The organism is Microbacterium sp. NPDC019599, from assembly GCF_040632175.1.
Taxonomy (GTDB): domain Bacteria; phylum Actinomycetota; class Actinomycetes; order Actinomycetales; family Microbacteriaceae; genus Microbacterium.
This window is the reverse complement of record NZ_JBEYBL010000010.1, coordinates 94,239-117,892: the sequence shown is the minus strand read 5'-3', so window position 1 is coordinate 117,892 and position 23,654 is coordinate 94,239. Positions and strand designations below refer to the sequence as shown.

Here is a 23,654-nt window from a genome sequence, read left to right as displayed (position 1 = left end):
CAAGGATGCCTCGAGAGGTGACTTACGACGCGGCAGAGGGACCGGCGGCATCCGCGAGCCGCGGACGGCGACGAGCCAGCGGCATTCGCGGCCCTTCCCAGTCAGCTTCTGGAGTCACGCTTCGGGTCGTGCTCCGGCCGCACGGGCGGCTTACGGATCCCCACATCCCGGCCCAGGGCGTCGGTGAACGCTTGGTAGGCCCTGGTGCGCTCGTCGCGTCCAGGGTGCGGCGGCTCGGCGAACGCGGAACTCCAATCCGTGGGAACGGCGGCGCCACGACGATCCTTGAGTTTGTCAGGGTCGATGCGAAGACCCGCATCGAGACCGGGACCGCGCCACTGCCCAAAGAACGTCTCCATGAACCCCCGATATGCCTCATGGACGGGGGTTGAGAAGAGGGCGCCGTGAACAGCCATCGAGCGGTCGACGGCCCGCTTGGCAGCGATCACGGATTCCGGCGTCAACAGGCGCCAGTCTCCGACCGTGTTGTAGAACTGCACGATCGTGTTCGCCTCGCCGGCGATGACGTCGAACACCTCCAATCGCTTGGCGATCAGTGCTTCCGTTCGCTTCATTCGCGTGTTCAGCCAGATCGCCGTCACAGTCGCAAGGATGAGCGTCCCCGCGAGCGTGAACGCCGCGGTGGTAGCGGCCTCCGCGACGAACGACCCCGTGTCTCCCGAGGTCGGGGGGGCGGATGGGGTCTGCAGGATCATCCAGGGATGGGCATCAAGAAGCGGCGACGGCACGCGCACCCTCCTTGTCCCCGTCTTCCTCTTCGCGGGAAGCGGGGACGAGGGCTTCCACGTCGGGGGTGAAAACGATCGTCGGTAGTTCTCGCCGGAGCCAGCCCCACGAGTGTTCGACAAGATCCGTGAGGGTTTCGATATCCGGGCCGGGCCAGCCCCCCTGGCCTGGGGCGTGCGCACCCGAACTGACGGGGCGAGGCTGCAGGTGGCAGATTGCGAAGATCAGGATGGCGCGGTCGGTCGCATCCGTGCCCGACAGAATCCCCGGGGTGCTGACGGCCCGGGAGAGAAGAGTCGCGACAGTTGCTACGGCAGGATCCATCCCTGCGCGCAGGGCGCGATCCGCGGGCAGCGGCCAGCGACGCAAGTCCTCGTACGGATCCTCTCGACCACCGACAGCCAGCTCGAAGCTCAACCCCGCTGATGACAGTTCACGCCTCGTCCCGTCGAGTAAACCGGTGAGCAGATACCGCACCTTCTCCATCGGATCAGAGGTGACGCTCGTGCCCGGCTGCCCAGGGATGTCGTGTGCGGCGAGATACCGCTCGCCTGCCCAGGAGAACAGCGTGGAATCGTCAGGCCACGCCTCACCCCTGTCGAGCGTGTCCCACACTCCGAGTTTAAGTGCGGCTGCCGCAAGCTTCCGGAGCGACCTCAGCCACCCCCCGTAAGACGTCGGGTCTCGATCCGCCGGTCCGCGTGCCACCATCTCCGCAGCGATCCGCGCGAATCCTCGAGCCAGTTCGACGGCCACCGCGCGCCATTCCCGGACGCGTTCGTCCTCGGGCAGGGGCGGGCTGAACAGAGGGACTTCTACTGAGAACGGGGCCGTCTCACCGCCCTTGCCGTCGCCGCCGCCCAGTCCCCGGGATTCCGCGTTCCACCTGCTGCCGAGTTCGAGCAACCTCGACGAAAATGCCGACTCCGGCAGCGGACCAGGCGCAGTCGGTGGAGGTCCCTCTGTCGGGGCGCCTGCCGCTGACGGTCCTTCCGGGTTGTCGCCGCCGCGCGCCAGGTAGACGCGACGAACGAATTCCGCGAGATGGTCCAGATCCGTGAAGCTCAGTTCGCTGTCTCTGATGAACACCCCGAGCTGGAAGGTTCCGCGCGTTGCCGCCATGGCCGGGGCGCGGCTCGCAAGCCGGCGCGGCACGAAGTCGGGCGCTGCCAGCCAGACCGCAGGGCGGTCGAGGTCGATCTCCGTACCGAGAAGGTCTGCAGATCGCTTGGATGCGAAACAGATTCCTCCCCGAGCATCCAGCGCATCGATGCGCCACAACGCCGACGAGTCCCGGACAGACGGTGCATCCGAGATGCTCATGTGCGCTGCCGTCCCGCGTGTCCCACGATGACCACTCCGATCCGTGCAGCGTCGAGGGCGTCGGCGGCATGCCGGCGCTGACTGACCCACTGACTCTGCGTGAGACCGCGACGAGCCTCGTTGTTCGTGATCGCCGCTTCTCGAGCGGCGTCGGGCGCCGCCGTACGGACGTGGTCAACGTTCCCGGACCCGAAGGAGCCTGACAGGGGCACCTCGAGATAGTCCTCGTCGTCGAGCACGCCGTGCGAGACCGCTGCCGATGAGATGAGCCGTGCCTGTGGGATACCCCCGTTGTCCCGCAGCTTCTGCCAGACCATCTCGGCTCGGTCCCGCCAGCCTCCGGCGATCTCCCGTGCCGCCTCGGCACGACGCTCGGGGTCGCCGTTAACGCGCCCCCTGAGCGGCTCGCGCTCGATGTCGAATGAGTTCATGAAGAGAACGAGCTGGTCCTCGTCGATGCGCTCCGTCTTGAGCACCATTCCGAAATCACCGTAGAAACGCATACCCGCGCCATTGAGCTCCATCGCGGCGTAATACAGTCCGGCGGGAGTCACCCCATCGATGGCCGCCACCGCAGTGTCGACATCCAGCCGTTTGTCCTGGCGAGAGCCCACGATCGGAGCTTTATTCAGGTCGTAGCGGTTCTTGTATCCGTCTTTCAGCACGGATGGCACATGCACGGCTGCGACGTTGACGACGACCCGGACCCCGGAATCTGTATCCTGCTCGTCAGTGTGCGGATCGATGCCGAGGACCACACGCCGAACGATGTCCTCGTTCGCCGACATGAACTCCTCAACCGCGGGATCATTCGGTTCCCAGCTACGCATCCGTGGCCCCCTGGATCAGCGCATCATCGCGACAGCATGGTACCGACGTGCGTGATCCAGCAGTAGAGGTGAACGAAGCTCCGCCATCAGCGCTGAGCACGCCGGTGCACCTTCAGACGGGTTGAGGACTACGCAGTTGCCGTGTCGACGACGGTTGAAGAACCGGCCAAAACGACGGCGTTTGGGCCGGGTTCTCGAGCGTCGCCGACATGCCGGCTGCGATCGCTCCGACGGCGGGTCAGGGTCAGCGCGAACGAACGTTCCATGCTCCGATGATCAGGGCAGTGCCGTAGGGCTCGCGCTGAATCCATGCGCGGCCAGGGATCTGCGCCAGCTCCAGCAGGCGGTGCCGGTGCCGAGGCCATCGCCGGACATGGCGAGCCGTACGATCCTGATGACCTCCGCAGGCCACGACTCGAAACGGGTAATCGTGGCGAGTCGCCGCGGCCGGAGAGATGCTCTGAAGGTAGCGCGTCGGTCCGAGCAACTCCCGACCTTGCTCGGCCAGAACCGTTTCCGTGGGCCGCCCTTATGCGGAACCAGGTCGCGCCAGCCCGTGCACGCACTCCAGGCACCGCTTGCGCGCATTGCCCGGATGTGGATCCTTCTGCGTTTCCGAGAAGACTGCGCGCAACCACGTCGCCACGATCCTCGTGAAGCTACAGGTGCGCGACCGTGCCGCTGCGGTCGCGGGGGCGCGCGGGATCGCGGGCTGGGCGATGCATCACGCTGAGCGACGGCCTCGTTCGCCGAAGTGCAGCCTACAGCGTGCCTGGTACGACTCGATGCCGCCCACATGCTCGGCGGTCGCGACGCGAGCGTCCGCGACTTCGTCGCCGAGGAGGCGCTGATGGAACGCGGCGTCCTGCCCACAGACGGTGCACACGGCTGTGAGTTTCGTCACGTCCTCGGCGAGCGCCATGAGCGACGGTAGGGGCTCGAAGGGGCGGCCGTCGAACGTCACGCAGAGCCCGGCGACGACCACCGACATCCCGGTGAGCACCAGCCTGCTCACTACCGGGACGAGCTCCGGCCCGAAGAACTGGGCCTCGTCGATTGTCAGCAGATCCAGCTCGCGATCGCCGATCAGCTCCACCAGCGACTCGACGTCGCGCACCGATCGGGACGCGATGCTGAGCCCCGAGTGCGAGGCCACCCTGCCCGCGGCATGCCGATCGTCAAGCGTGTGGTTGACCACCTCGACGGCGAGTCCGGCAAGTTGTGCGCGGCGCACCCGCCGCAGCAGCTCTTCGGACTTGCCGGCGAACATCGGCCCGCAGACCACCTGGAGCCGGCCGTTCGGGTTCCTGGGCATCAGTCAGAGCTTAAGTGAGGCCGTCGTCAGCTGGAACAGAAAGGATGCAGGCCCGCACCTCCCAGCCCAAGAGCTCGCTGAGGGATCGACGTGACGGACCGATGGGCAGGTCGGGGGGCTCGAGGTTCGCGGCGAACCGAGTGAGCAGGTGCCCCTAGAGTGGGCGGATGCGTCACCGCCTCACCTTCGCCGCAGCGGTTCTGGCCGCCCTCGCCCTGACCGGATGCGCGACCGGTCAGACGCCCGCAGGTTCGCCCGCGCCGGCAGCGGAAACCACGCCAGAATCGGCACCACCCCCCTTCGACGTCATCGCATCGGGAAGCGACGACGAGCAGGCGCGGGCGCAGGCCCAGGCCTGGCTGGACGACATCTCCCTCCCGCCGGGCACGACAACCGCCTCATCGAATGTCGCCTCGTTCTACTCGTACACCGGCTGGCCGTGTGGGCCGGTCTCGGAGCTCGAGGCGTTCTGGCTGGTGCCCGACGCCACCCTCAGCGACACCGCCGACTGGCTCGACGCAAACCCCGCCGGCGGTCTCATCTCCGTATGGGGAGACCACCGGCCCGACAACATGAACAACGACGGGATGCTCCTCGGCTACATCCCCGAAATGGGCGCCCAGGAGGGAATCGTGTACACCCTCCGGACCGTCCCCGGCGGCATCGCCGTGCGAGCAGAGATCGCAGCCCAGACCGCCGACGCCTCCTGCCCCGAGCTACCTGACGGAGCCCAGTACGGGGCGCCCGGGATGGGATGAGACCCCACCGGAACTGGCCTAAGCACCGCTCCTTCGGGATCGGAATGCACGCTGCGGTTCCGCTATCGGCCGCCGCCCCAAAAAGGGATCCGACCGGGCTACAGATCCGAGCGAGAACGCCGCGCGCCAAAGATTCGCAATGGAGCGAAGTTTTCTGCTGCCCCGGCAAAGCGGGACCCGACCTGGGCGACACTTCGCACCGCGTATACACCCGCGATCGCGGCGGTCACGCTCATGACGATCGGTGTGACCGCGAGCACGAGGGCGATCGCATTGGGCTTGAAGACTGCCCCACTGGGGCCATCGACGTATGCGCCAATGGGCAGCGCGATCCCGCCGCCGCCACCGCCCGAGCCTTCACCCTTGCCCTGGGGCAGCTTCTCCGTCATGGGGTTTCGCCAGACCCCTCCCCGGCGCCGAACCCGAACGCGACGATGGCGACGGGGACGATGTCCTGCCCTCCCACCGTGGACTTCTCTCCGTAGGCGATGCGGGCGCCCCAAGAAGGTACGGACGCGGCGAGCTTCTCGACCAGTCTCTCCGTCATGAGCCGACCATATCTGCCAGGCCACTCCGTGGACCAGCCTCGCACCCATTGAGATGCGGTTGGAGTCCTGATTCAGCCGCGGCGACGGGCGCGGTGTAGCAGCCTGCCGCTGCGCAAGCCATCCACGTGACGTCGAAGGAGACTCTCTAACGAGACGTCATGGTGACGTCCCGCGTCGCGGTAGCGACGGCGACGCGTGCTTCACAATCCACACCCGCCCCCAGTTGGCGGCGGAGAACTCGCTGGTCACATTGGTGGTTCCCGCCGCGTCCCAGGGCCCGCAATTTCACTCGACCGCGCCCCTTGCGTACACCGCCGCTGAGGGATCCGGTGCGGCCGTGCCCTTCAAGGTCGGCCTGGTTGCGAGGGCAGAACGTCGTAGCCGGCGCGTAGCGTTCGGGTATGCGGTACGAGGATGTCTATCCCGTCGTGTTCGTGCACGACCTCTCCACGACGACCGAGTTCTACAGCCGCACGCTTGGCCTGGACGTGATCTTCCGGGCCGACTTCTTCGTGCTTCTCGCCCTTCCGGGCGAATCGCGCGCTGCGGTCGGATTCGTGCTCGAGGACCACCCCACTTCTCCACCGGAAGGCCGAGCGGCCACGCCCGGCTCAAGTGTCTTCCTGACACTTCATGTCGCCGACGCAGCCGAAGCGTACGAGCAGCTCGTGCAGGGCGGGACGGTGATCTCCTATCAGCTCCGCGACGAGCCCTGGGGGCAACGACGCTTCGGCGTTCAAGATCCCAATGGCCTTTACGTGGACATCGTGGAGCAGATCCAACCCAGTCCGGACTTCTGGCCCCGCTACGGCGTCAGCGACTGAAAGACCCACGTTTCGAGGCTCATGGAACGAGATGCCGATATGCCCGCTGCCCGTTCACGGATCGTCTACGGCCGGCAGCTCCGAAGACCGCCAACCTCACCCCGGGCGAGCCCGGACGGTAACTGTGGACGGGGATCCGGGCGAGGTCCTTCGAGTCGGGGCCGTAGCACAGCGCCGAGTGCTTGGAGGGTGCCTTCGCGCTACTAGTACGGTGGCTAGACATCAGACCGAGGTTCAGATGAAACGCTGGCCGGAAGCATCGCATGATGGCAATTCGGAAGAGGTCGGCCATGGCCAAGGGATACTCGCACATCGTGATCGGCGCCGGAGCCATCGGTTCGGCGGCCGCCTATTGGCTGTCGGAGCGCGGCGCCGAGCGCGTGCTGGTGCTCGAGCAGTTCGATCTCGTCAATGCCCTCGGATCTTCGGGCGACCACTCGCGCATCATCCGTCACGCCTACCACCGCGCCGAGTACACCAGGCTGACGCACGCGATGTTCGACGCGTGGGCCGAGATCGAACGGCGATCCGGGCTGACGATCTACACCAAGACCGGCGGGCTGGACCTCGCCCCCGCCGACACCCCCGGTGTCGCCGAGATCGAGGGATACAAGGCAGCGATGGATGCCGCTGACGTCGAGTACGAGGATCTCACGGCGGACGAAGTCAGGGATCGCTTCCCTCAGTGGCGTGTCTCCGACGAAACGCTCGGCCTCTACCAGGCCGCTGGAGGCATCTTGGACATTCGCAAGTCGGTGTCGGCACACACCTCGCTCGCGATCAGCAATGGCGTCGAGTTCTCGCCTCGCACGAGGGTGACCGGTATCAAGATCCACGAGCACCACGTCACCGTCACCACCGACCGCGGTGTGTTCGATGCGGATCACCTGGTCGTCGCGGCCGCGTCGTGGCTCGGAGAGCTCATGCCGGATCTGGGGCTCAACTTCGTGCTGACCCTTTCGCAGGAGCAGGTCAGCTATTTCACGGCACCCAACCTGGCCGACTACACGCCCGACCGGTTCCCGATCTGGATCCACCACGCGGACGAAGTTCACTACGGTTTTCCGGTCTACGGCGAGGCTGCCGTCAAAATCGCCCGGGACATGCGCGGACGTTTCATCACCAGCGCCGAACGCGTCTACGAGGGCGACGACGACGAGGCGCGCCTGCTGCACGACTTTCTCGCCGCGCACCTGCCGGGCGCTGCGGGAGCGCGCCTCGTGAACAAGACGTGCGTCTACGACATGGCGGCTGACCGCGACTTCGTCCTGGACACCATCCCCGGACACCCGCACGTGGCTGTGTTCAACGGCGCGGGCCATGCGGGGAAGTTCGCGAGCCTTGTCGGGCAGATCCTCGCCGACCTCACCACGAAGCGACGGACGGAACACGACATCGAGGCATTCAGCCTCACCCGCCCGGCGATCGTCGACCCCGAGTTCGTTCCCGTGTTCCGTCTCGTCCCAACGCCGTAGCAGCCGGGTCTACAACGGTTGACGGCTCTCGCGGAGCGCCGGCAACGATGCGAGGAAGCGTACGGCGGCGGCGTCGACGTCGGCGGACGGCGCCAGCAGTCGCTGCAGCAGCAGCCCCCGCAACGACGAGGTGGCGATGATGCTCAGCTGCCGGGCATCCATCAGTGTCGAACCGTCTCGAAGGGCGGCCGCCTCGAGAAGCTGCCGCAGGTCGTCGATGTCCGCGACGAACTCCTCGAACGCGTCATGCTCATAGACGGCGAGGCCCGCCAGGTGGAAGAACGCACGGCTCCGATCCTCGACGGCACTGTTCGCGTAGAAGTGCCAGATGGCTCCGGACAGTGCCTCGAAGCCGAGGTCGCCGCTCGTCGCTGTGATGACGAGGTTGTCGCGGCGACGTGCCTCGGAAAGTACGGCGCGGAGAAGGCCCGGCCGCGATCCGAAGTGATACGTGAGCAACGTGTGGTGCACCCCGAGGCGCTCGGCGACTTGGCGCATCGACAGGTTCGGGCTGGGGCCACCCTCGCCGAACTCTTCGAAGAGAGCCTGCAGCAGGCGCTCTCGCCCCTCGCCGACCGGTGATCTCACTCCGCCTCCATTGACTCCTTCACCACTGTTGAGTACGTTAGCGCACAGCGAATTCACCACTGTTGAGGACAATGCGGTCCTCGGAAGCGCATCCATGAACAGCATCTGGTTTTCGGGCGGCATCATCGCCGACGGATCCGGCGACGACCCGGTCGCGGCAGATGTGTGCGTGACAGGCGACACGATCACGCAGATCGGTCACGCGCCGGCGGATGCCGAGACGTTCGACCTTGACGGCATGCTCTTGACCCCGGGGCTCATCGATGCACACGTGCACCTCGGGCTTTCCAGTCCGATCAGGGCGCAGTTCGGATTCCAACTCTCGGTCGCTGAGCTGGCCGCCGACATCTTCGCCAACGCGGGCTACGCGCTCGACGCCGGGTTCACCACGGTGCGGGACACCGGCGGGGTAGACGGAGGGCTGGTCGAGGTCATCGAGAAGGGCAAGGTTCGCGGGCCACGGGTGCTCTCCTGCGGTCCCGTGCAGTGCCAGACGGGTGGGCACGGCTACTACGGGGCGTCCTGGGAGCCGACGGAGCTCTGGGAGGCGCACCACATCCCCGGACTCACCTCCCTGTCACTCATGTCGGGCAACGCCGACGAGTTGCGGCGCAACGTCCGGGAATCGTTCCGACGTGGCGCGACGTTCCTCAAGCTGTGCGTCACAGGAGGCGTGGTCGGAGGGCACGACCACCTCGACGACACGCAGTTCACGGTCGAGGAGATCGCCGTCGCGGTGGAAGAGGCGCGGGCGCGGGGCACCTACGTCACGGTTCACGCGCACAACAATGCGGGCATCGGCAACGCCGTGGTGGCCGGCGTCCGCTGCGTCGAGCACGGCACCGACATCGACGAGCCGACAGCCGCACTGATGCGTGAGCACGACGTGGCGCTCGTCCCCACATTCGCGGTGATCGAACAGCTCATGGACACCGAGAGCATGGACCTAGATCCCGCAGCGCGCGAACGGGTCAGCGGGGTTCGCGAGCGCATGGCCGCAGCGGTGCGCATCGCCCGCGCAGCCGGTCTGCGGATCGGGCTGGGCACGGACCTCATCGGCCCCCATCAGCAGCGACGAGGCGAGGAGCTGCGTCTGCGCGCCGAACTGGAGTCGCCCATGCAGGCGCTCGTGTCGGCCACCCGCGTCAACGCCGACATCGTCGGCCTGGGCGAGACCGTCGGGATGATCCGCGTCGGGATGCGGGCTGACCTGGTCGCATGGCGGCAGGACCCGCTCCAGGACGCGAACGTGTTCGCAGATCCAGACATGGCCACCCTCGTCGTGAAGGCCGGCCGCATCATGAAGGGAGACGCTCGATGAGCGCCATGTTGAACGGCTGCTTCGCAGACACGGAGTACTTCGAGATCACCGCGAAGTCGGGACACACGTACGGCGTGTGGGTGACGATGCCGCCCGGTCATGCGGACTCGGCGGAACCTCTGCCCTTGATCTACGTCGTGGACGGCAACTTCGCCGTCGGCCTCACCGCGCCGCTCATCGTGACGCAGGCAGACCCCTATCTGACCGTCGCACCGTACATCCAGGTGAGCGTCGGATACGCCGGCGAGGAGGCCGCACAGTGGGCGAGCCTTCGCAACCGGGATCTCGTGCCGCCGGACGAGCCGGTCAGCGACGACATGGTGACGACGCTCACACAAGCTCGTGAGGCTGGGGCGATGACCCAGGAACAAGTCGACGCGTACCTCGCACAGCTGACCGATACCCACGGCGATGTCTTCCTCGACTTCCTGACCGAGGAACTTCACCCCGCACTCCAAGAGAAGGTGCGCGTCAGCGAGACCGGGCACGGCCTGTTCGGCTACTCCTATGGCGGGCTCTTCGCCCTCTACGCCTGGTTGCGCCGAACCACACCGTTCTCGACCATCGGGGCCGGAACCCCGGGAATCGCGGCCACGAACAGCCAGATCTTCTCACTCATCGACGGCCTACCCGCACGCGACGCGGACTCTCCCGCACCCCTCCTGCACGTAACCCTGAACGAAGCCGAAGCGATCGGGCCGATCCCGATCTATCGCGGAATCGCGCAGAACGTCCTCGCCGCCCTCGAGCAACTACACGCGCGGGGATGGTCACCGGACATCACCACCGCGATGATGCACGAGACGCACGTCACCGGATTGCAGGCCTCATTCCTCAGCTATCTGAAGGCGTGCCACACGCGCTGAACGCAGGAGGGGACGAGGAAGTCTGGAGCCCGCGAGCCGCACGTCCATGCGGGCGCATCGGCGACCGCCCCCAGCCGCCCGCCATTCGGGCGCCGCCCGCTGAGGGATCCCTTCTGGATTGCGGAGCAGCACCGGATGGTCGCGCTGCGTCCGGGAGCGCGGCGAGGACGTGCCTACTTCCGCTAGAAGTTCACGTCGAGCGCGCGCCTCATCTCCGCCTCCACGGCGTCAATCCGGGCCTCCATCTCCCGGTGGTCCTTCACGTCCACGATGGCGAGGGCGGCACTGGCGACCTGACCTGGACCGAGCAACCGCACGACGAGCGGGCTCATGATCAGCGCCGCTTCGAGGGCGGGAATGTCCGCGTCCTGTCGCCCCGAGTAGTCGACTCGCGCTCCGCTCGGCGTGAGAGCGGCCCATTGAGGGCGGCGTTGACGAGGGCCAGTCTGGGTGGGGGGCCCAACCGGAGTGAAGGAGGAGCGATGCCTCTCTACCTGTCGAAGTTCAGTTACACCGCCGAGACCTGGGCGCGACTGGCGGACAACCCCGAAGACCGCCGGACAGCCGCGCAGACATACATCGAGGCCGTCGGTGGCAGATTGCACGGCTTCTGGTACGCCTTCGGCGCGCACGACGGCTACACCCTGTGGGAAGCCCCAGACAACGTCTCGATGGCCGCGGTCACGCTCGCGCTCAGCGCCGGCGGGGCCCTGAGTTCCCTTGAGACCACGGTCCTCTTGACCGTAGACGAGACGATTGAAGCCCTGCGGAGAGTCGACGAGGTCAAGTACAGACCACCTGGCACGTGAATGCGCCAAGATCAACAGGTTCGCGGCGACCGCACCGATCGCTGAGCTATCGAAGGAGAGCAGCCTGGACGGACCCCTGGCACCCGAGTGTTCCATTCCACGCACAGCCCGGATGGGGGTCCGGTGCAGTTCCCCGACGCGGTCTTGTCAGCGCCGCCCCGTTCCGTTAGCTTCTCGATCGGCAGGCGCCTCTACCGCTAGCAGTGCTCGACTCTGCTCCCGGGGCGCGAGATCCCGACGACTCTCTGAGGGGCGACGCAATGGCCACCGCACTCCCATCCTCGGGCGACATCCCCTCGGAAGACGCAGGCTGCGACCCGTCTGACCTCCTCTACATCCACGACGCCTTCCGGCGGCTCTACGCGCTGATGCCGGCCGGGGTTCGGGGCACTTCGTCCGACCGACGACGCGTGGCACAGGTCGTCCAGTCGGTCAGGCTCGTCAACGACGCTCTCCACCATCACCATGTCCTCGAAGACAGCCTGCTCTGGGACAGCCTTGAACAGAGGCGTCCCGCCTGCACCGTCCATGTCGAGCTCATGAAGCATCATCACGCTGAGGTCGCGGGGCTCCTGGGATCGTCCCGGCCGCTGCTCGATGCCTGGGAGCAGCATCGCGATCAGGGCGCCGGCGAGGCTGTCGCGGCGCATCTCGAGGCGATCGGCGCGCTCTTGGAGGAGCATCTCGCGAAGGAGGAGCGCTACATCCTTCCGGTGATCGAGGAGACGTTCAGCGAAGAGGAATGGGAGCACGTCGGGGAGGAGGCGCAGAAGGGCTACGCCCGATCTCAGATCTTCCTGTTCTTCGGGCTCATCCAGGACTCGATGACCCCCGACCAGCTCGATGAGTTCCTGACGGAGGTGCCCAGGGCTATCAAGCTCCTCTATCGGCTGTACGGCAAGCGCAGCTACGCGCGCAACCTCGAGCTTCTGTCGGCGGGCACAGCGCGACCCGGTCACTATTCCGCAAGGCCGAGCGAGCCTTCCCCGTAGACGGAGGGCGCTTCCGACCACCCCCAGTGGGCGCCGGCCAAGCAGAAGAAAGCCGTCATCGACGGTCGCCGGGCCAAGTCGTTCGCCGGGATTGCTCCCTGATCAGCAGCGGCCGAAGTGGCCGGTGTCTCGGGCTCGTCTGTCTTGGCATCATTCCCCCCGATTCCCCCGCGGCCGATCGTGCGATCGACCGGTACGGACCCTACTGCTACCGCATCCCGACACGACGAAACCCCCGCGCGAACAGGTCGGGCGGGGGCTCGCTTTGGTATTTCAAAGAATCCGGGTGCCCATAGTCTGTGTCCTTCCGTCGGGAACAAGGCGAATCTAGCCAGCAATGAAGGCGATGACAACAGCAGGGACAACCGGATTACGGAGACCGACGCACGACACGAGCGCCTCCGCCCGCTGTTCGATCCTCAGGGGGCGGAGCCGCCGCGCTACGGATGCCGCTTGCTCCCGATCACACAGACCCGTTGAACGTCTCCGCGATTTCGACGTGGGGATTGAATGTCCGTGGATGTCGTTACCGTCACCTCCGTGGCCATTAGTGATGCGCTCGCCGGGCTGGATCCGGCACAGCTCGAGGCGGTCGAACACGGCGACGGGCCGCTTGTGGTCGCGGCGGGGGCCGGCACGGGCAAGACGGGGGTGCTCACCGCCCGGGTTGCGCGGCTGCTGGAGGCGGGGGTCGCACCGGAACGGATGCTGCTCCTGACATTCACCCGACGCGCGGCATCCGCGATGCTCTCTCGCGCGGCCGTGATGTGCGGCGACCCGCAGGCTGCGCAACGCATCGCCGGCGGCACGTTCCATGCCGTCGCGCACCGCATCGTCGCTGAGCACGCACAGCATCTGGGGCTGGAGGATGTGACGGTCATCGATCCCGACGACGTCATCGACCTGATCGACCTGCTGCGCGCGGAGCACGGGCTCGACGGCACCGAGGTGCGACTGCCCACGACACGCACGATCGCCGACATCGGATCCCGCGCGATCAACACCGCGACCCCGGTCCGCGCGGTCATCGAAGAGCAGTTTCCCTGGGCGCTCGAGCACAGCGACGCGATCGCCGGGCTGTTGCGGCACTACCGCGATCGCAAGCGCGAGCGGGGCCTGCTGGACCTGGATGATCTGCTCATCGCGTGGCGGGCCCTGGCGTCTGACCCCGATGTCGGAGCGCGGCTGAGGGCGCGCTGGGACTGGGTGCTCGTCGACGAGTACCAGGACGTCAACCAGCTTCAGGTCGACATCGTGCGGGGGCTGTGTCCCGACGGCCGCGGGCTCACCGTCGTCGGCGACGATGCTCAGGCGATCTACGCGTTCCGCGGGGCCAGCGCCGGCCACCTCCTCGAGCTCATCGAGGTGTACCCCGACGCCACGCTCGTGCGCCTGGAACGCAACTTCCGCTCCACCCAGCCGGTCCTCGACCTCGCCAACCAGGTCCGCCCTGGCGACCTGAGGCTTCGGCTGGTCGCCGACCGTTCGCAGCCGGGCACTCGGCCGACCCTGGTCACCTGCCGCAACGCCGACGACGAGGCCCGCACGATCGCCGACCGCATCCTCGCCGCGCACACCGACGGCACGCCCCTGCGGTCCCAGGCCGTGCTGATGCGCACCGGATCCCACAGCGCACAGCTCGAGGTCGAGCTGAAGGTGCGGGGCATCCCGTTCCACAAGTTCGGCGGGATCGGCTACCTGGAGACGTCGCACGTGCGGGACCTGCTGGCGAGCTTTCGAGTGGTGCTCAACCCGGCGGACGAGGTGTCCTGGTACCGCCTGCTCACCCGGCACCGCGCGATCGGCAAAGCAAGTGCCCGAGGCCTGGCGAGGATCCTCGCGGACGGGGGCACCGATTGCACGGCAGGCGCGGTCGCGGCGGCTCCGGCGAAGGCGCGCACCGGGCTCGCATCGACCTTGTCGCTGCTCGGCGCCGTCAACTCCACGACCGCGGTACCGGCGCTGGTCGAGGCTTGCCGAGGCGCGGTGGATCCGCTGCTGCGCGCGCACTACCCGGATTGGCAGCGTCGGGTCACCGAAGTCGACGGCATCGCGCAAGCCGCCGCTCACCACAGCGATCTCCGCACGTTCGTGAGCGAGCAGGCGATCGACCCGGTGACCGTCGCCGGCGACTGGGCGAAACAGCCGCACCTCGACGAGGACTGGCTCACCCTGTCCACGATCCACTCCGCGAAGGGTTTGGAGTGGGACGCCGTGCACCTTATGCGCGCGAACGACGGAGCGATGCCCTCCGACATGGCACTCACCTCGTCCGCGGGTCTTGCCGAGGAGGAGCGCCTCTTCTACGTCGCCCTCACGCGCGCCCGCGACACCCTCGCCGTGTATGTGCCCTCGCAGCTGCCTACGCACCCCACCGCGTTCATGGCGAAGCACGTCGCCGCCAAGCCAAGCAGGTTCCTGACCCAGCCCGCGCGCGCCCTCATGGAATCGGTCAGCACCACCCCCGTCGCTTCCGAACCCGCAAATGGGCGGTCAGTCGCCGCGCCACGCGTGCGCATGGACGCGTTCGACGAACTGTTCGCCTGATCTGGATCGGCTGGTCTATCGAGCGCGCGGAGCCTGATGTGGACCCCAATGCCCCGCGCTGGCATGCGCGGCGGCTTCACCGACCGGGCAATGCCCGCAAGCCGATCGCAGATCGCTCGAGTTTGCGGCGGTGCACCAGAGACTGCCGCCGGGTCATCCAGCAGCCGACTCGGGCGAACCGCGTTCACTGTGCCGGCCCCGCGGGACGGGTGTACCTTGCAGCTGTGGATGGATCGTCCTCCGCACCAGGCTCGGAGCACGAGTCGATCGAGCGCATGACACCTTCGCGCCCGTCAGACACCGAACGCGAACTGAGCACCCTGCGTGTGCGGGCCTACGGCCCGCAGCCTGACATCGACGCCGACCCGGCGGCGATGGCGAGGTTGATCGAACTCGAAGCCACTCGTGTCGCCTCAGCGACGCCTGTCCACGTCACCGAGCCCGCCAGCCCTCGGGTCGCGGATGACTCCTCGCCCGCCGCCTCGGCCGGCGAGAGCAGCACACCCGCTCACGCGGCATCAACCCAGGAGGCGATGCTCGAGACGGCCCCGCCGACCTCACGGGGGAGCGTCGTCCGCTCGCTACGGCAGCGCGCGACGGCGACGCGGAGCCGAGCGTGGTTCCTCGTCGGGGCGATCGTGGTCGTCGCGATCCTTATCTACACGGCGACGTGGTTCGTGGTACCGCACCCCGATGCGACGCTGCAACCGATCACGGGAGAGATGGACGACGGCGTCATTCAAGTGCTGATCAACCTGGAGCAGGACCCGAACAGCTCCACGCTCCGTCAGTTCGAGGGGTACCACGACATTGACGTGTGGTCAGTCGATGTCTCGTCCATCGAGAACGGGTTGGGCACCTGCCTCGTCGCCTGGGACCGTGCCGACGGCAGGTTCCAATATGAGTGCCTGCCGCCCGGGATCGACCTAGCCGTCCACATGAGCGTGATAGCGGAGGCGGACGACGGCTTCGGTGAATGGCTCGCAGACAACAGCGTGATCAGTCTTCATCTCCGCAAGAACACGGTCGACGTCTTCGTCCACCCTCCTCTAGGAAACACCTGAGCTTGGGCCGCAACATGGACGATCGCGAAGACGCAGCCCGGATCAACGCCGCGACTTGGATCATGAACGCTCCACGGAGATCACTTCGATACGGCAGGCAAGGGAATCCTCGCGAGCACGCTCAGCCCGCACCCGAGCCCGATTCCGCCTCGAGTGCTTGACTGGTACAGATGTACCTGTGACCGACGACGCGGAACGTCACGATGGAGAGTCTCGTGCGAACTCCGCCTCGGTCGCGGGGAAAGCGGCCAGGTGGGTCATCGGCGTCCCAGGGGTTGTGCTCAGTTCCGTGCTGTTCAAGGACCTCCCCCTCGGGCTCCCGCCGGCAGTCCAGGTACCCCTCATCTTCGCGCTGTGCGCAGCCGCGATCGTCCTTCTGTTCACCCGAAAAGCGAGCCCGATCCGTCGCCTGACAGGCATGCCTATCGCGATCCTCGGGGCCGCGCTGCTCAGTCTGATCCTGCCGATCGCCCTGGTGCTGGCGCGACTGTCGAGCGACCTGCTCGGGTCCACCATCATCGGTGCAGCCGCGACGACCATCTGCGTCACCGCTGTGGTCGCCACCTACGGCACCCACTGGGCCTGGGCGCTGGTCGGCACAGGACTGCTCCTCACAGGCGCGTCGTTCGGGTATGGCGTCCTGGTGAGCAGCTTTCAGCCGTGGGCCGCGGGAGTCGCATGGGCGATCTTCTTCCTGGCGGCTGGAATCGTCCTGCTGATGAGGCGGTCGCGAGACGCGTCCAGCGAACTCGTGCCCACCCCGAGCGGCCGAACCTCGACCAGGATCCTGATCGGGCTCGCGTGGCTGCTGCCGAGCACCGCATACACATTGTTCTCCGCGTTCCTGCTCCTTGCGCCACTCCTGGCCCCGTCGGCCGGGTGGACGGTGTTCGCGTTCGCCGCCGCGATGACCTGCGTCGGTGTCGCGGGCATGCTCAATGGTGCCGCCGCCGTGATCAGGAGCACCGGCCTCCGGGCCATCGCTTACATCGGCCTGGGCGTGGGAATCATCGCGAACGTTGCCATTACGCTCCTCTGGGTCACGAGCCAAGAGCTGCGCCCGGCGTATGCGGAGGCCTTCCAGATCTTCGGCATCATGATCCCCGCCATCCTTGCCGCAGGCGGAGGGCTCATTGCGGTCGGCACCCTGCACTTCGGCGGTGGCGGGCGCGGCGGGAACAAGCGATCCCGCATGAACGACTGGCTGCGCTACTGGGTGACACCACGATCCAGGCCCGACGATCCCAGCGCTTAACGCCTCTGGCCCAAGACGCCAAAGACTGGTCTTGAAACGGACTGTGCGCACGCGGGGCGAGGGGTACTTGTATCACCCCGACTGCAGGCGCACAGTGAAAGGAGAGAGGAGGGTCTAATGCGCGACTGGGTGGCTCATCCGGATGTCATGCCGATCCTCTCCCCAGGTCGGCACCGTTCGCCGCGGCGCGGGGCCTGTTTCATGGAGTTCGCTTCGTACCTCGCGGGAGAGCGTTGGAGCGACCATCCCGCGTGTACGCACGGCACCCTCGCGCACCTCGCACGGATGGTGAACGACCGGACGAGCGAAGCCGGCCGCGCCCGGCTCACGCCACTCATTCCTTCAGTGGTCGGCTTGACGAGTGAAGACCCGATGCTCGACGTCCTGCTCGCTCTACGAGCTGCCAGCGCCGCCCTTCCTATCTCCGCTGAGGAGCGCCAGCGTTCGCAGGCGGTGGGGGTGCGTGTCGCCCTCAGCGGCCTCGTGGAACGCGACGGGCTCACCGCGGAGTTGCGCGAACTAGCGGAGGCCGCCCTCCGCGCCGCACCTGCCGCAGATGCCTGGGCCATTCAGTTCATCGAGAAGGTCGGTCGGGGGCGCGAGCGCATGACCGTGCGGCAGTGCCGCGATATCGTGACCGGCGCCGTCGATGGGATCGCATGGGCGTGTGTCGCAGACCCCGACGAACGACTCGTCGCCCTCCTCACCGCCGCAGTGTCGGACACGGCGCGCTTTGTGGGCGCGACGCGCGAGGCAGCGGAGGTCCGCGCCGAGGCGAATCACCCGGTCACCGCCCTGCCATAGCGGCGGCTGGGCGTACATGACGAGCGCATCTTCGTCGATGACGGGATGACGGGTGCAAACCGCGCACGACCGCGATTGCGGGAGGCGCTCGCCGCGGCGCGAAGCGGCGAGACCCTCGTCGTGACAGAACTGGACCGGCTCGCCCGGTCACTCAGGAAGAGGAGCGCTCGATATGGTCGTCAACCGTCGGTTCCGGTTTGCCACGGGGGGCTTCTACGCGCCGTCCGCGCGTGAGTACGCGGGTCTGGCTCGGAAGGTCGAGGATCTCGGCTATGCCGCCCTGCTGCTCCCGGACCACTTCGGCGAGCAGCTGTCTCCCTTCGCCGCGCTGGTCGCGGCGGCGAACGCGACGACGACGCTTCGGGTGGGGACCTTCGTCTGCGACAACGACTTCCGTCACCCCGCGGTGTTGGCGAAGGAAGCAGCGACCGTGGATCTCCTCACCGACGGCAGACTCGAGTTGGGGATCGGCGCAGGGTATCTCGGACCCGACTATGCGAAGACAGGCATCCCGTACGACGACGCAGGGACTCGGGTCAGTCGGCTTTTCGAAGCAGTCACGGTGGTCAAGGGCCTGCTCGGACCGACACCGGTCACTTATAGCGGTGAGTACTACCGCATTGCCGACCTCGACGGATTCCCCAAGCCGCGTCAACAGCCCTACCCGCCGCTGCTGATCGCCGGTGGCGGCCAGCGGATGCTGTCCTTCGCGGCACGCGAGGCCGACATCGTCGGACTGATCATGAAGTCGCGCGAGGGAGCTCTTGACTTCGAGGACGGTTCCGTCGCGGCTACCGCGCGCCGGGTGGACTGGGTGCGCACCGCGGCGGGCACCAGGTTCGACGATCTCGAACTGAACATCCTGATACTCGACGTGAGGATCACCGCTGACCGTCGGGACGGTGCCGCCCAGATCGGCCGCACCTGGGGGATCTCGGCCGATCAGGTACTGGACTCCGTGCACTTCCTGGTCGGCACCACAGACCAGATCGCCGATCAGTTGCAGGACTGGCGCGACCAACTGAGCATCTCGTACATCGCGGTGATGCCGGAGTTCATGGATCAGTTCGCACCCGTCGTATCCCGACTTGCCGGCACATAGGCTCGTCGCAGCCGCCCGATGAACGATCCGAAACCGGACCGATTCGGTCTGGCTCGGCGGTCCAGCGTGCCGGCAGACCCCAGGTCCGACCCGCACGGACGGAGACGTTCGAGGCATGGGAATGCAGTGGGTCGGATCGCCCTCGTGGCCCCCTCCACCGGCTCGGCGCCCCGGGTGAGACGATTGCCGTGATGCACGAGCAGTCCAGCGAGGAGCGCGAGCTCCGATCCCTCCGCGCACGCGCCTACGGGCCGAATGCCGACATCCATGACGATCCCGTGGCCATGGAGCGGCTCCGTCTGCTCGAAGCGCAGAGTCCGCGGGACTTCGCATCGAGCCCTCCATCGACCCCGGGGCCCGCCGCCTGGCCCGACGAGTGGGACGAGGACGAGCCGGCTCCTGCTCCCGAGGAGGCGCCGCCCCCGGCGGATCACGAGGCGTCGACCCCGACCCCCGTGCCCGAGGCGGCACTGCAAGCCCCGCCGCCCGCGCCCGCCCCGCGGCGCCCTCGTCGCGGAGCGCTCCTGTGGGCAGGGGCGCTCGTGCTCGCGCTCATCGTGGGCGCGGCGATCACCTACACGACCTTCCAGGTCCGCATGGGCCAGGTGGGTGTGCTGGCCGAGGATCCGGATGCGCCGTGGCCCGACACCCTCGGGGCACGGAGCGAGGGCGGGATGGTGTTCGAGCAGTTCCACGGCCTCAACGTCCTGCTCGCGCCGCAGTTCTGGAGCTCGGCCGAACCCTCGCTGTGCCTGTTCGTGCTCCCGGCCGAGACGGACGGGTCTCTCCTCGGGATCGGCTGCGGCGCGGGGGAGTTCGATCCGACGGCCGCGATCATCGTGACGGCGGATCTTCCCGACGAGCTGCTCGAGCGGTTCGAGGTGGGCAGCGCGCTGCAGTTCGTCCTGCACGATGGCGAGGTCGTCGTCTACTCCGACGGTTCCTGATCCCAGCACGCACCCCGTGCGACCACAGCGCGCGCGATCCGCAAGACTGGACGGATGCCGGACATCGAGCTCGCCCGCATCGCCGGCGGCGCCGTCCAGCTCCACGACGCGCGGCGCAAGCGCCGGTGGACGGTTGAGCTCGAGCCCTTCGAGATCGGCGTCTACGCCGTGACGCAGGAGCAGATGGCCGAGCTGCTGGGGGAGACAGCATCCCACCCCCGCCGTCCCGCGACCGACGTGAGCTGGCTGCGTGCCGTCCGCTTCTGCAACGCGGCCTCGGAGTGGGAGGGCCTGGACTCCGTCTACACGTTCGACGGCGAGGACGTGTCGTGGGATGTCGAGGCCGACGGGTTCCGGCTGCCGACGGAGGCGGAGTGGGAGTTGGCCTGCCGAGCAGGCTCGACGGGGCCGCACTACGGCCCCCTCGCCGACATCGCGTGGACGAGCGCCGACGGCGTGCGCACGCCCCAGGACGTCGGAGGCAGGATGCCGAACCTCAACGGCCTCTTCGACACACTCGGGAACGTCTGGGAGTGGTGCTGGGACCTGCTCGACCCCGCCCGGTACGACGACTACCGCGTGTTCCGCGGCGGAGGATTCGCGGATGACGCGTGGAGCGTGCGCGCGTCGACCCGGCGCGGGGGAGGACCGCGCATGCATCACGAGGATGTCGGATTCCGCATCGCGCGCGGTGCCTTCTCAACCCCCGGAGAAGCGCAGGGCTGGTCGGAGCTCGCCGACCGCGAGCGGGCCGCGACGGACGAGCCCCTGCCGCCCGGCTGGACCCCCCGACGCTGACCGCGGGAGCACGCCGGGCTCCACCGAAGTCGACGGCGACCGCCCGGCCGCGACATCCTTGAGGGATGGAGAGCACGCCGTCCGCGCTGACCGAGATGCCCGACCCGCAGTACGTGATGTCTGCCGAGGGGCATCGGATCGCGACGTACTCGTGGGGCGACGACAGCGCCGAGACGGTGCTGTGCGTGCACGGCTTCGCCTCGAGCTGCCGCGACAACTGGGTGAACACGGGCTGGGTGCGGGATCTGCTGCGAGCCGGGTTCCGCGTCCTCGGGGTCGATCAGCGCGGCCACGGCGCGAGCGACAAGCCGCACGACCCGCGCGACTACACGATGCCCGCGCTGGTCGGCGACCTGCTCGCCGTGCTCGACACCTACCTGCTCGACACCGTGCTCTACGCCGGCTATTCCCTCGGCGGGCGCGTCGGCTGGCAGCTCCTCGTCGACGATCCGCACCGCGTGCCGCGCGGCGTGCTGGGCGGCATCCCCGACGGCCGCCCCCTCGCGCGGGTCGACATCGGACAGGCGCGCGACTACGCCGAGCGCGGCATCCCGGTCCGGGACCGCGTGACGCAGAACTACATCACGCTCGCGGAGCGCGTGCCGGGCAACGATCTGGGCGTGCTCGTCGCGCTCGCCGAAGGAATGCGGCTCGGGGATGCCGACCCCGATCCCGCGCGACCGCCGCAGCAGCCCGTGCTCTTCGCGACGGGCAGCGAGGATGCGATCCTCGAGCGCTCCCGCCTGCTCGCCGACGCGACGCCGGACGGCCGGTTCGTCGAGATCCCCGGCCGCCACCACTTCAACACCCCGGGATCGCGGGTCTTCCGGCAGGAGGCCCTGGCCTTCCTCACCCAGCCGTGAGCGCCGTCACGTCCGCGGCAGGACCGTGAGCACGCGCGCGATGTGCTCGCGGAACTCGGCCATGTACCCCCGGAGGAACTCCTCGGTGTCGCCGTCGGACACCGAGCCGTCTGTCCCGAACACGTCTCGGTCGAACTGGATGTAGGCCTCGGGCGCCGTCATCTGGCGCGCATTGCAGAAGCTCAGGACGGCCCGCAGGCTCTGCTGCGCGAGCGCCGTGCCGAGCGAGCCGATCGAGGCGCCGATGACCGCCGCCGGGATGTGATCGAACGCGTTGGACCCGTACGGTCGCGACGCCCAGTCGATCGCGTTCTTCAGCGCACCCGGGATCGACCGGTTGTACTCGGGCGTCACGAAGAGGACGGCATCCGCTCCGGAGATCGCCTGCTTGAGCTCGCGCGCGGCGGGCGGGTAGTCGTCGTCGTAGTCCGGGCTGTAGAGCGGCAGGTCCCGGATGCCGATCTCGGTGAACTCCAGATCGTCCGGCGCGACCCGGATGAGCGCCTTCGAGAGCGTGCGGTTGATGGATGTCGAGGAGAGGCTCCCGACGAAGTACCCCACCTTGTAGGCCATGACTGCTCCTTTCGCCGATGAGCGCCCATCCTCCCCGCGCCCAGGAGATGCGGGCACCCCCTTGCGCGACGCGTGGGCGGCGTGAGTAGCGTGACGACATGACGGATGCTGCTCCCCAGCCGTTCGTGTCCCACACCCCGCCCGCAGCGATCGAGGACCTGCGCGCGCGACTGCGGGCGACCCGCTGGCCCGACGCTCCGCAGGACGCGGGCTGGGCGTACGGCACGGATCCCGGGTATCTCCGCGAGCTCGTCGGCTACTGGGCCGACGGATTCGACTGGTCGGCGCAGGAGGCGGAGCTGAACCGGCTCCCGCGGTTCCGCGCCCGGGTTGGCGGGGCCGGTTCGGCGGGCGGGCCCGGCATCCACTTCGTCCATGCCCGCGCGGTCGCGCCGGCGGGTCCCGTGGTCCCGCTCGTCCTGAGCCACGGCTGGCCGGACTCGTTCTGGCGCTACACGAAGGTCATCCCGCTGCTCACGGACCCGGGAGCGCACGGCGCCGATCCGGGCGACGCCTTCGACGTCGTCGTGCCCGACGCGCCGGGGTTCGGGTACTCCGATCGGCCCACAGGTGCGCCGCTCGACGTCATCGCGATCGCAGGGCTGTGGGCCGAGCTCATGCCGATGCTGGGCTACGAGCGCTTCGGGGCCGCGGGCGGCGATGTCGGCAGCCACGTGAGCCGCTACCTCGCGCTCGACCACCCCGACCGCGTCGTCGCGGTGCACAGGACGGATGCCGGCATCCCGGTCTATCCCGGAGATCCGTCCGACCTCGAGCCGGAGGAGCGCGAGTGGATGCGGGATGCCGCCGCCTGGGGTGCGACAGAGGGTGCGTACGCCGCGATCCAGCGGACGAAGCCGCAGACGGCGGCAGTCGGACTCAACGACTCGCCGGCCGCGCTCGCGGCATGGATCGTCGAGAAGCTCCGCGCGTGGAGCGACTGCGGCGGCGCCGTCGAGCGGAGGTTCACGAAGGACGAGATCCTCACGAACGTCTCGATCTACTGGTTCACCGAGACGATCGGATCGTCGATGCGCCTCTACCGCGCCAACGCCGCGATCCCGCCTGCGCAGCACGGCCGGCGGGTCGAGGTGCCGTCCGGGTTCGCGCTGTTCCAGGGCGACGTCGTGCGTCCGCCGCGGGCGTGGCTCGAGCGCACGACGAATCTCGTCCGCGTCACCGAGCCGCCCCACGGCGGGCACTTCGCGGCGTTCGAGGAGCCTGAGGTCTACGCGCAGGAGCTGCGGGAGTTCTTCCGTCCGTACCGGGCCGAGTTCGCCTGACGATCGACGGTCCGGCCGCCCG

Annotated in this window: 25 protein-coding genes and 1 pseudogene; 17 read left to right on the top strand and 9 right to left on the bottom strand. The window is 67.9% G+C overall.

Features of this window, described 5'->3' with window-relative positions; genetic code table 11:
- Positions 1–101: 101 nt before the first annotated feature.
- The 4 genes from ABZ477_RS16110 to ABZ477_RS16095 form a co-directional block, all read right to left on the bottom strand.
- Complete coding sequence (locus ABZ477_RS16110) at positions 102–749, bottom strand: hypothetical protein (protein WP_360135253.1); 648 nt, start codon at positions 747–749, stop codon at positions 102–104.
- Positions 730–2,070 (bottom strand): hypothetical protein, encoded by a 1,341-nt coding sequence (locus tag ABZ477_RS16105; RefSeq protein ID WP_360135251.1) that lies wholly within the window; start codon positions 2,068–2,070, stop codon positions 730–732. Before ABZ477_RS16105 ends, ABZ477_RS16110 begins: the two co-directional genes overlap by 20 nt.
- Positions 2,067–2,858, bottom strand: coding sequence for a hypothetical protein (locus tag ABZ477_RS16100; protein WP_360135249.1), 792 nt, complete (start codon positions 2,856–2,858; stop codon positions 2,067–2,069). Before ABZ477_RS16100 ends, ABZ477_RS16105 begins: the two co-directional genes overlap by 4 nt.
- A 766-nt stretch (positions 2,859–3,624) precedes the next feature.
- Entirely contained in the window at positions 3,625–4,215 is a 591-nt protein-coding gene (locus tag ABZ477_RS16095) for a thymidine kinase (protein ID WP_360135247.1), read from the bottom strand.
- Positions 4,216–4,382: 167 nt separating this feature from the next.
- Between ABZ477_RS16095 and ABZ477_RS16090 the strand changes: the two genes are divergently transcribed.
- Positions 4,383–4,973, top strand: a complete 591-nt coding sequence (locus tag ABZ477_RS16090) for a hypothetical protein (RefSeq protein ID WP_360135245.1) — start codon at positions 4,383–4,385, stop codon at positions 4,971–4,973.
- Between the two features lie 98 nt (positions 4,974–5,071).
- On the opposite strand, the gene ABZ477_RS16085 is transcribed toward ABZ477_RS16090, so the two are convergent.
- A complete protein-coding gene (locus tag ABZ477_RS16085) occupies positions 5,072–5,362 on the bottom strand; it encodes a hypothetical protein (RefSeq protein WP_360135243.1) in 291 nt (96 codons plus the stop codon).
- The gene (locus ABZ477_RS16080) at positions 5,359–5,520 is read right to left on the bottom strand and encodes a hypothetical protein (RefSeq protein WP_360135241.1); all 162 of its coding nucleotides are present in this window, start codon (positions 5,518–5,520) and stop codon (positions 5,359–5,361) included. The genes ABZ477_RS16085 and ABZ477_RS16080 overlap by 4 nt, the downstream gene beginning before the upstream one ends.
- Positions 5,521–5,922: 402 nt before the next feature.
- Between ABZ477_RS16080 and ABZ477_RS16075 the strand changes: the two genes are divergently transcribed.
- Positions 5,923–6,345, top strand: a complete 423-nt coding sequence (locus ABZ477_RS16075) for a glyoxalase superfamily protein (RefSeq protein WP_360135239.1) — start codon at positions 5,923–5,925, stop codon at positions 6,343–6,345.
- A gap of 290 nt (positions 6,346–6,635) precedes the next feature.
- Positions 6,636–7,820: an N-methyl-L-tryptophan oxidase gene (solA, locus tag ABZ477_RS16070; RefSeq protein WP_360135237.1), complete on the top strand. Its 1,185-nt coding sequence runs from the start codon at positions 6,636–6,638 to the stop codon at positions 7,818–7,820.
- Positions 7,821–7,829: 9 nt separating this feature from the next.
- On the opposite strand, the gene ABZ477_RS16065 is transcribed toward solA, so the two are convergent.
- A complete protein-coding gene (locus ABZ477_RS16065; protein ID WP_360135235.1) occupies positions 7,830–8,534 on the bottom strand; it encodes a TetR/AcrR family transcriptional regulator in 705 nt (234 codons plus the stop codon).
- Here ABZ477_RS16065 and ABZ477_RS16060 point away from each other — a divergent pair.
- Positions 8,503–9,729 carry an amidohydrolase family protein gene (locus tag ABZ477_RS16060; protein ID WP_360135233.1) on the top strand — a complete coding sequence of 409 codons (1,227 nt, stop codon included), beginning with the start codon at positions 8,503–8,505 and terminating at the stop codon, positions 9,727–9,729. The two genes, ABZ477_RS16065 and ABZ477_RS16060, sit on opposite strands and share 32 nt — an antisense overlap.
- A complete protein-coding gene (locus ABZ477_RS16055) occupies positions 9,726–10,595 on the top strand; it encodes an alpha/beta hydrolase-fold protein (RefSeq protein WP_360135231.1) in 870 nt (289 codons plus the stop codon). Before ABZ477_RS16060 ends, ABZ477_RS16055 begins: the two co-directional genes overlap by 4 nt.
- A 182-nt stretch (positions 10,596–10,777) precedes the next feature.
- On the opposite strand, the gene ABZ477_RS16050 is transcribed toward ABZ477_RS16055, so the two are convergent.
- Entirely contained in the window at positions 10,778–10,927 is a 150-nt protein-coding gene (locus ABZ477_RS16050) for a hypothetical protein (protein WP_360135229.1), read from the bottom strand.
- Between the two features lie 150 nt (positions 10,928–11,077).
- Between ABZ477_RS16050 and ABZ477_RS16045 the strand changes: the two genes are divergently transcribed.
- The 11 genes and pseudogenes from ABZ477_RS16045 (at position 11,078) to ABZ477_RS15995 (ending at position 21,776) form a co-directional block, all read left to right on the top strand.
- The gene (locus tag ABZ477_RS16045; RefSeq protein ID WP_360135227.1) at positions 11,078–11,404 is read left to right on the top strand and encodes a GYD domain-containing protein; all 327 of its coding nucleotides are present in this window, start codon (positions 11,078–11,080) and stop codon (positions 11,402–11,404) included.
- A gap of 260 nt (positions 11,405–11,664) precedes the next feature.
- The gene (locus ABZ477_RS16040; protein ID WP_360135225.1) at positions 11,665–12,396 is read left to right on the top strand and encodes a hemerythrin domain-containing protein; all 732 of its coding nucleotides are present in this window, start codon (positions 11,665–11,667) and stop codon (positions 12,394–12,396) included.
- Positions 12,397–12,936: 540 nt separating this feature from the next.
- Positions 12,937–14,943 carry an ATP-dependent helicase gene (locus ABZ477_RS16035; protein WP_360135223.1) on the top strand — a complete coding sequence of 669 codons (2,007 nt, stop codon included), beginning with the start codon at positions 12,937–12,939 and terminating at the stop codon, positions 14,941–14,943.
- 224 nt (positions 14,944–15,167) lie between these two features.
- Positions 15,168–16,007, top strand: a complete 840-nt coding sequence (locus tag ABZ477_RS16030; RefSeq protein WP_360135221.1) for a hypothetical protein — start codon at positions 15,168–15,170, stop codon at positions 16,005–16,007.
- Positions 16,008–16,185: 178 nt separating this feature from the next.
- Positions 16,186–17,262, top strand: a complete 1,077-nt coding sequence (locus ABZ477_RS16025; RefSeq protein ID WP_360135219.1) for a hypothetical protein — start codon at positions 16,186–16,188, stop codon at positions 17,260–17,262.
- Between the two features lie 117 nt (positions 17,263–17,379).
- Positions 17,380–18,066: a hypothetical protein gene (locus ABZ477_RS16020; RefSeq protein WP_360135217.1), complete on the top strand. Its 687-nt coding sequence runs from the start codon at positions 17,380–17,382 to the stop codon at positions 18,064–18,066.
- Positions 18,067–18,072: 6 nt separating this feature from the next.
- Positions 18,073–18,219 (top strand): annotated as a pseudogene (locus ABZ477_RS16015) (recombinase family protein); the annotation flags it as partial.
- A 19-nt stretch (positions 18,220–18,238) separates the two neighbouring features.
- Positions 18,239–19,168 (top strand): TIGR03621 family F420-dependent LLM class oxidoreductase, encoded by a 930-nt coding sequence (locus ABZ477_RS16010; protein ID WP_360135215.1) that lies wholly within the window; start codon positions 18,239–18,241, stop codon positions 19,166–19,168.
- A gap of 191 nt (positions 19,169–19,359) precedes the next feature.
- Complete coding sequence (locus tag ABZ477_RS16005; protein ID WP_360135213.1) at positions 19,360–20,115, top strand: hypothetical protein; 756 nt, start codon at positions 19,360–19,362, stop codon at positions 20,113–20,115.
- A gap of 54 nt (positions 20,116–20,169) precedes the next feature.
- Complete coding sequence (locus ABZ477_RS16000; RefSeq protein ID WP_360135211.1) at positions 20,170–20,913, top strand: SUMF1/EgtB/PvdO family nonheme iron enzyme; 744 nt, start codon at positions 20,170–20,172, stop codon at positions 20,911–20,913.
- A 65-nt stretch (positions 20,914–20,978) separates the two neighbouring features.
- On the top strand, positions 20,979–21,776 hold the full coding sequence (locus ABZ477_RS15995) for an alpha/beta fold hydrolase (protein ID WP_360135209.1): 798 nt from the start codon (positions 20,979–20,981) through the stop codon (positions 21,774–21,776).
- A gap of 6 nt (positions 21,777–21,782) precedes the next feature.
- Here ABZ477_RS15995 and ABZ477_RS15990 read toward each other — a convergent pair whose 3' ends face one another.
- The gene (locus tag ABZ477_RS15990; protein WP_360135207.1) at positions 21,783–22,349 is read right to left on the bottom strand and encodes an NADPH-dependent FMN reductase; all 567 of its coding nucleotides are present in this window, start codon (positions 22,347–22,349) and stop codon (positions 21,783–21,785) included.
- Between the two features lie 98 nt (positions 22,350–22,447).
- Here ABZ477_RS15990 and ABZ477_RS15985 point away from each other — a divergent pair, with 98 nt between their 5' ends.
- Positions 22,448–23,632, top strand: coding sequence for an epoxide hydrolase family protein (locus tag ABZ477_RS15985; RefSeq protein WP_360135205.1), 1,185 nt, complete (start codon positions 22,448–22,450; stop codon positions 23,630–23,632).
- The last annotated feature ends 22 nt before the right edge of the window (positions 23,633–23,654 follow it).

What these genes read in the sequence shown, in the direction of transcription:
- ABZ477_RS16105 (WP_360135251.1), bottom strand. Translation starts at nt 2,070, where the DNA reads ATGAGCATCTCGGATGCACCGTCTGTCCGGGACTCGTCGGCGTTGTGG.
- ABZ477_RS16100 (WP_360135249.1), bottom strand. Translation starts at nt 2,858, where the DNA reads ATGTCGGCGAACGAGGACATCGTTCGGCGTGTGGTCCTCGGCATCGAT.
- ABZ477_RS16095 (WP_360135247.1), bottom strand. Translation starts at nt 4,215, where the DNA reads ATGCCCAGGAACCCGAACGGCCGGCTCCAGGTGGTCTGCGGGCCGATG.
- ABZ477_RS16090 (WP_360135245.1), top strand. Translation starts at nt 4,383, where the DNA reads ATGCGTCACCGCCTCACCTTCGCCGCAGCGGTTCTGGCCGCCCTCGCC.
- ABZ477_RS16085 (WP_360135243.1), bottom strand. Translation starts at nt 5,362, where the DNA reads ATGACGGAGAAGCTGCCCCAGGGCAAGGGTGAAGGCTCGGGCGGTGGC.
- ABZ477_RS16080 (WP_360135241.1), bottom strand. Translation starts at nt 5,520, where the DNA reads ATGACGGAGAGACTGGTCGAGAAGCTCGCCGCGTCCGTACCTTCTTGG.
- ABZ477_RS16075 (WP_360135239.1), top strand. Translation starts at nt 5,923, where the DNA reads ATGCGGTACGAGGATGTCTATCCCGTCGTGTTCGTGCACGACCTCTCC.
- solA (WP_360135237.1), top strand. Translation starts at nt 6,636, where the DNA reads ATGGCCAAGGGATACTCGCACATCGTGATCGGCGCCGGAGCCATCGGT.
- ABZ477_RS16060 (WP_360135233.1), top strand. Translation starts at nt 8,503, where the DNA reads ATGAACAGCATCTGGTTTTCGGGCGGCATCATCGCCGACGGATCCGGC.
- ABZ477_RS16065 (WP_360135235.1), bottom strand. Translation starts at nt 8,534, where the DNA reads ATGATGCCGCCCGAAAACCAGATGCTGTTCATGGATGCGCTTCCGAGG.
- ABZ477_RS16055 (WP_360135231.1), top strand. Translation starts at nt 9,726, where the DNA reads ATGAGCGCCATGTTGAACGGCTGCTTCGCAGACACGGAGTACTTCGAG.
- ABZ477_RS16050 (WP_360135229.1), bottom strand. Translation starts at nt 10,927, where the DNA reads ATGAGCCCGCTCGTCGTGCGGTTGCTCGGTCCAGGTCAGGTCGCCAGT.
- ABZ477_RS16045 (WP_360135227.1), top strand. Translation starts at nt 11,078, where the DNA reads ATGCCTCTCTACCTGTCGAAGTTCAGTTACACCGCCGAGACCTGGGCG.
- ABZ477_RS16040 (WP_360135225.1), top strand. Translation starts at nt 11,665, where the DNA reads ATGGCCACCGCACTCCCATCCTCGGGCGACATCCCCTCGGAAGACGCA.
- ABZ477_RS16020 (WP_360135217.1), top strand. Translation starts at nt 17,380, where the DNA reads ATGCGCGACTGGGTGGCTCATCCGGATGTCATGCCGATCCTCTCCCCA.
- ABZ477_RS16010 (WP_360135215.1), top strand. Translation starts at nt 18,239, where the DNA reads ATGGTCGTCAACCGTCGGTTCCGGTTTGCCACGGGGGGCTTCTACGCG.
- ABZ477_RS16005 (WP_360135213.1), top strand. Translation starts at nt 19,360, where the DNA reads ATGCACGAGCAGTCCAGCGAGGAGCGCGAGCTCCGATCCCTCCGCGCA.
- ABZ477_RS16000 (WP_360135211.1), top strand. Translation starts at nt 20,170, where the DNA reads ATGCCGGACATCGAGCTCGCCCGCATCGCCGGCGGCGCCGTCCAGCTC.
- ABZ477_RS15995 (WP_360135209.1), top strand. Translation starts at nt 20,979, where the DNA reads ATGGAGAGCACGCCGTCCGCGCTGACCGAGATGCCCGACCCGCAGTAC.
- ABZ477_RS15990 (WP_360135207.1), bottom strand. Translation starts at nt 22,349, where the DNA reads ATGGCCTACAAGGTGGGGTACTTCGTCGGGAGCCTCTCCTCGACATCC.
- ABZ477_RS15985 (WP_360135205.1), top strand. Translation starts at nt 22,448, where the DNA reads ATGACGGATGCTGCTCCCCAGCCGTTCGTGTCCCACACCCCGCCCGCA.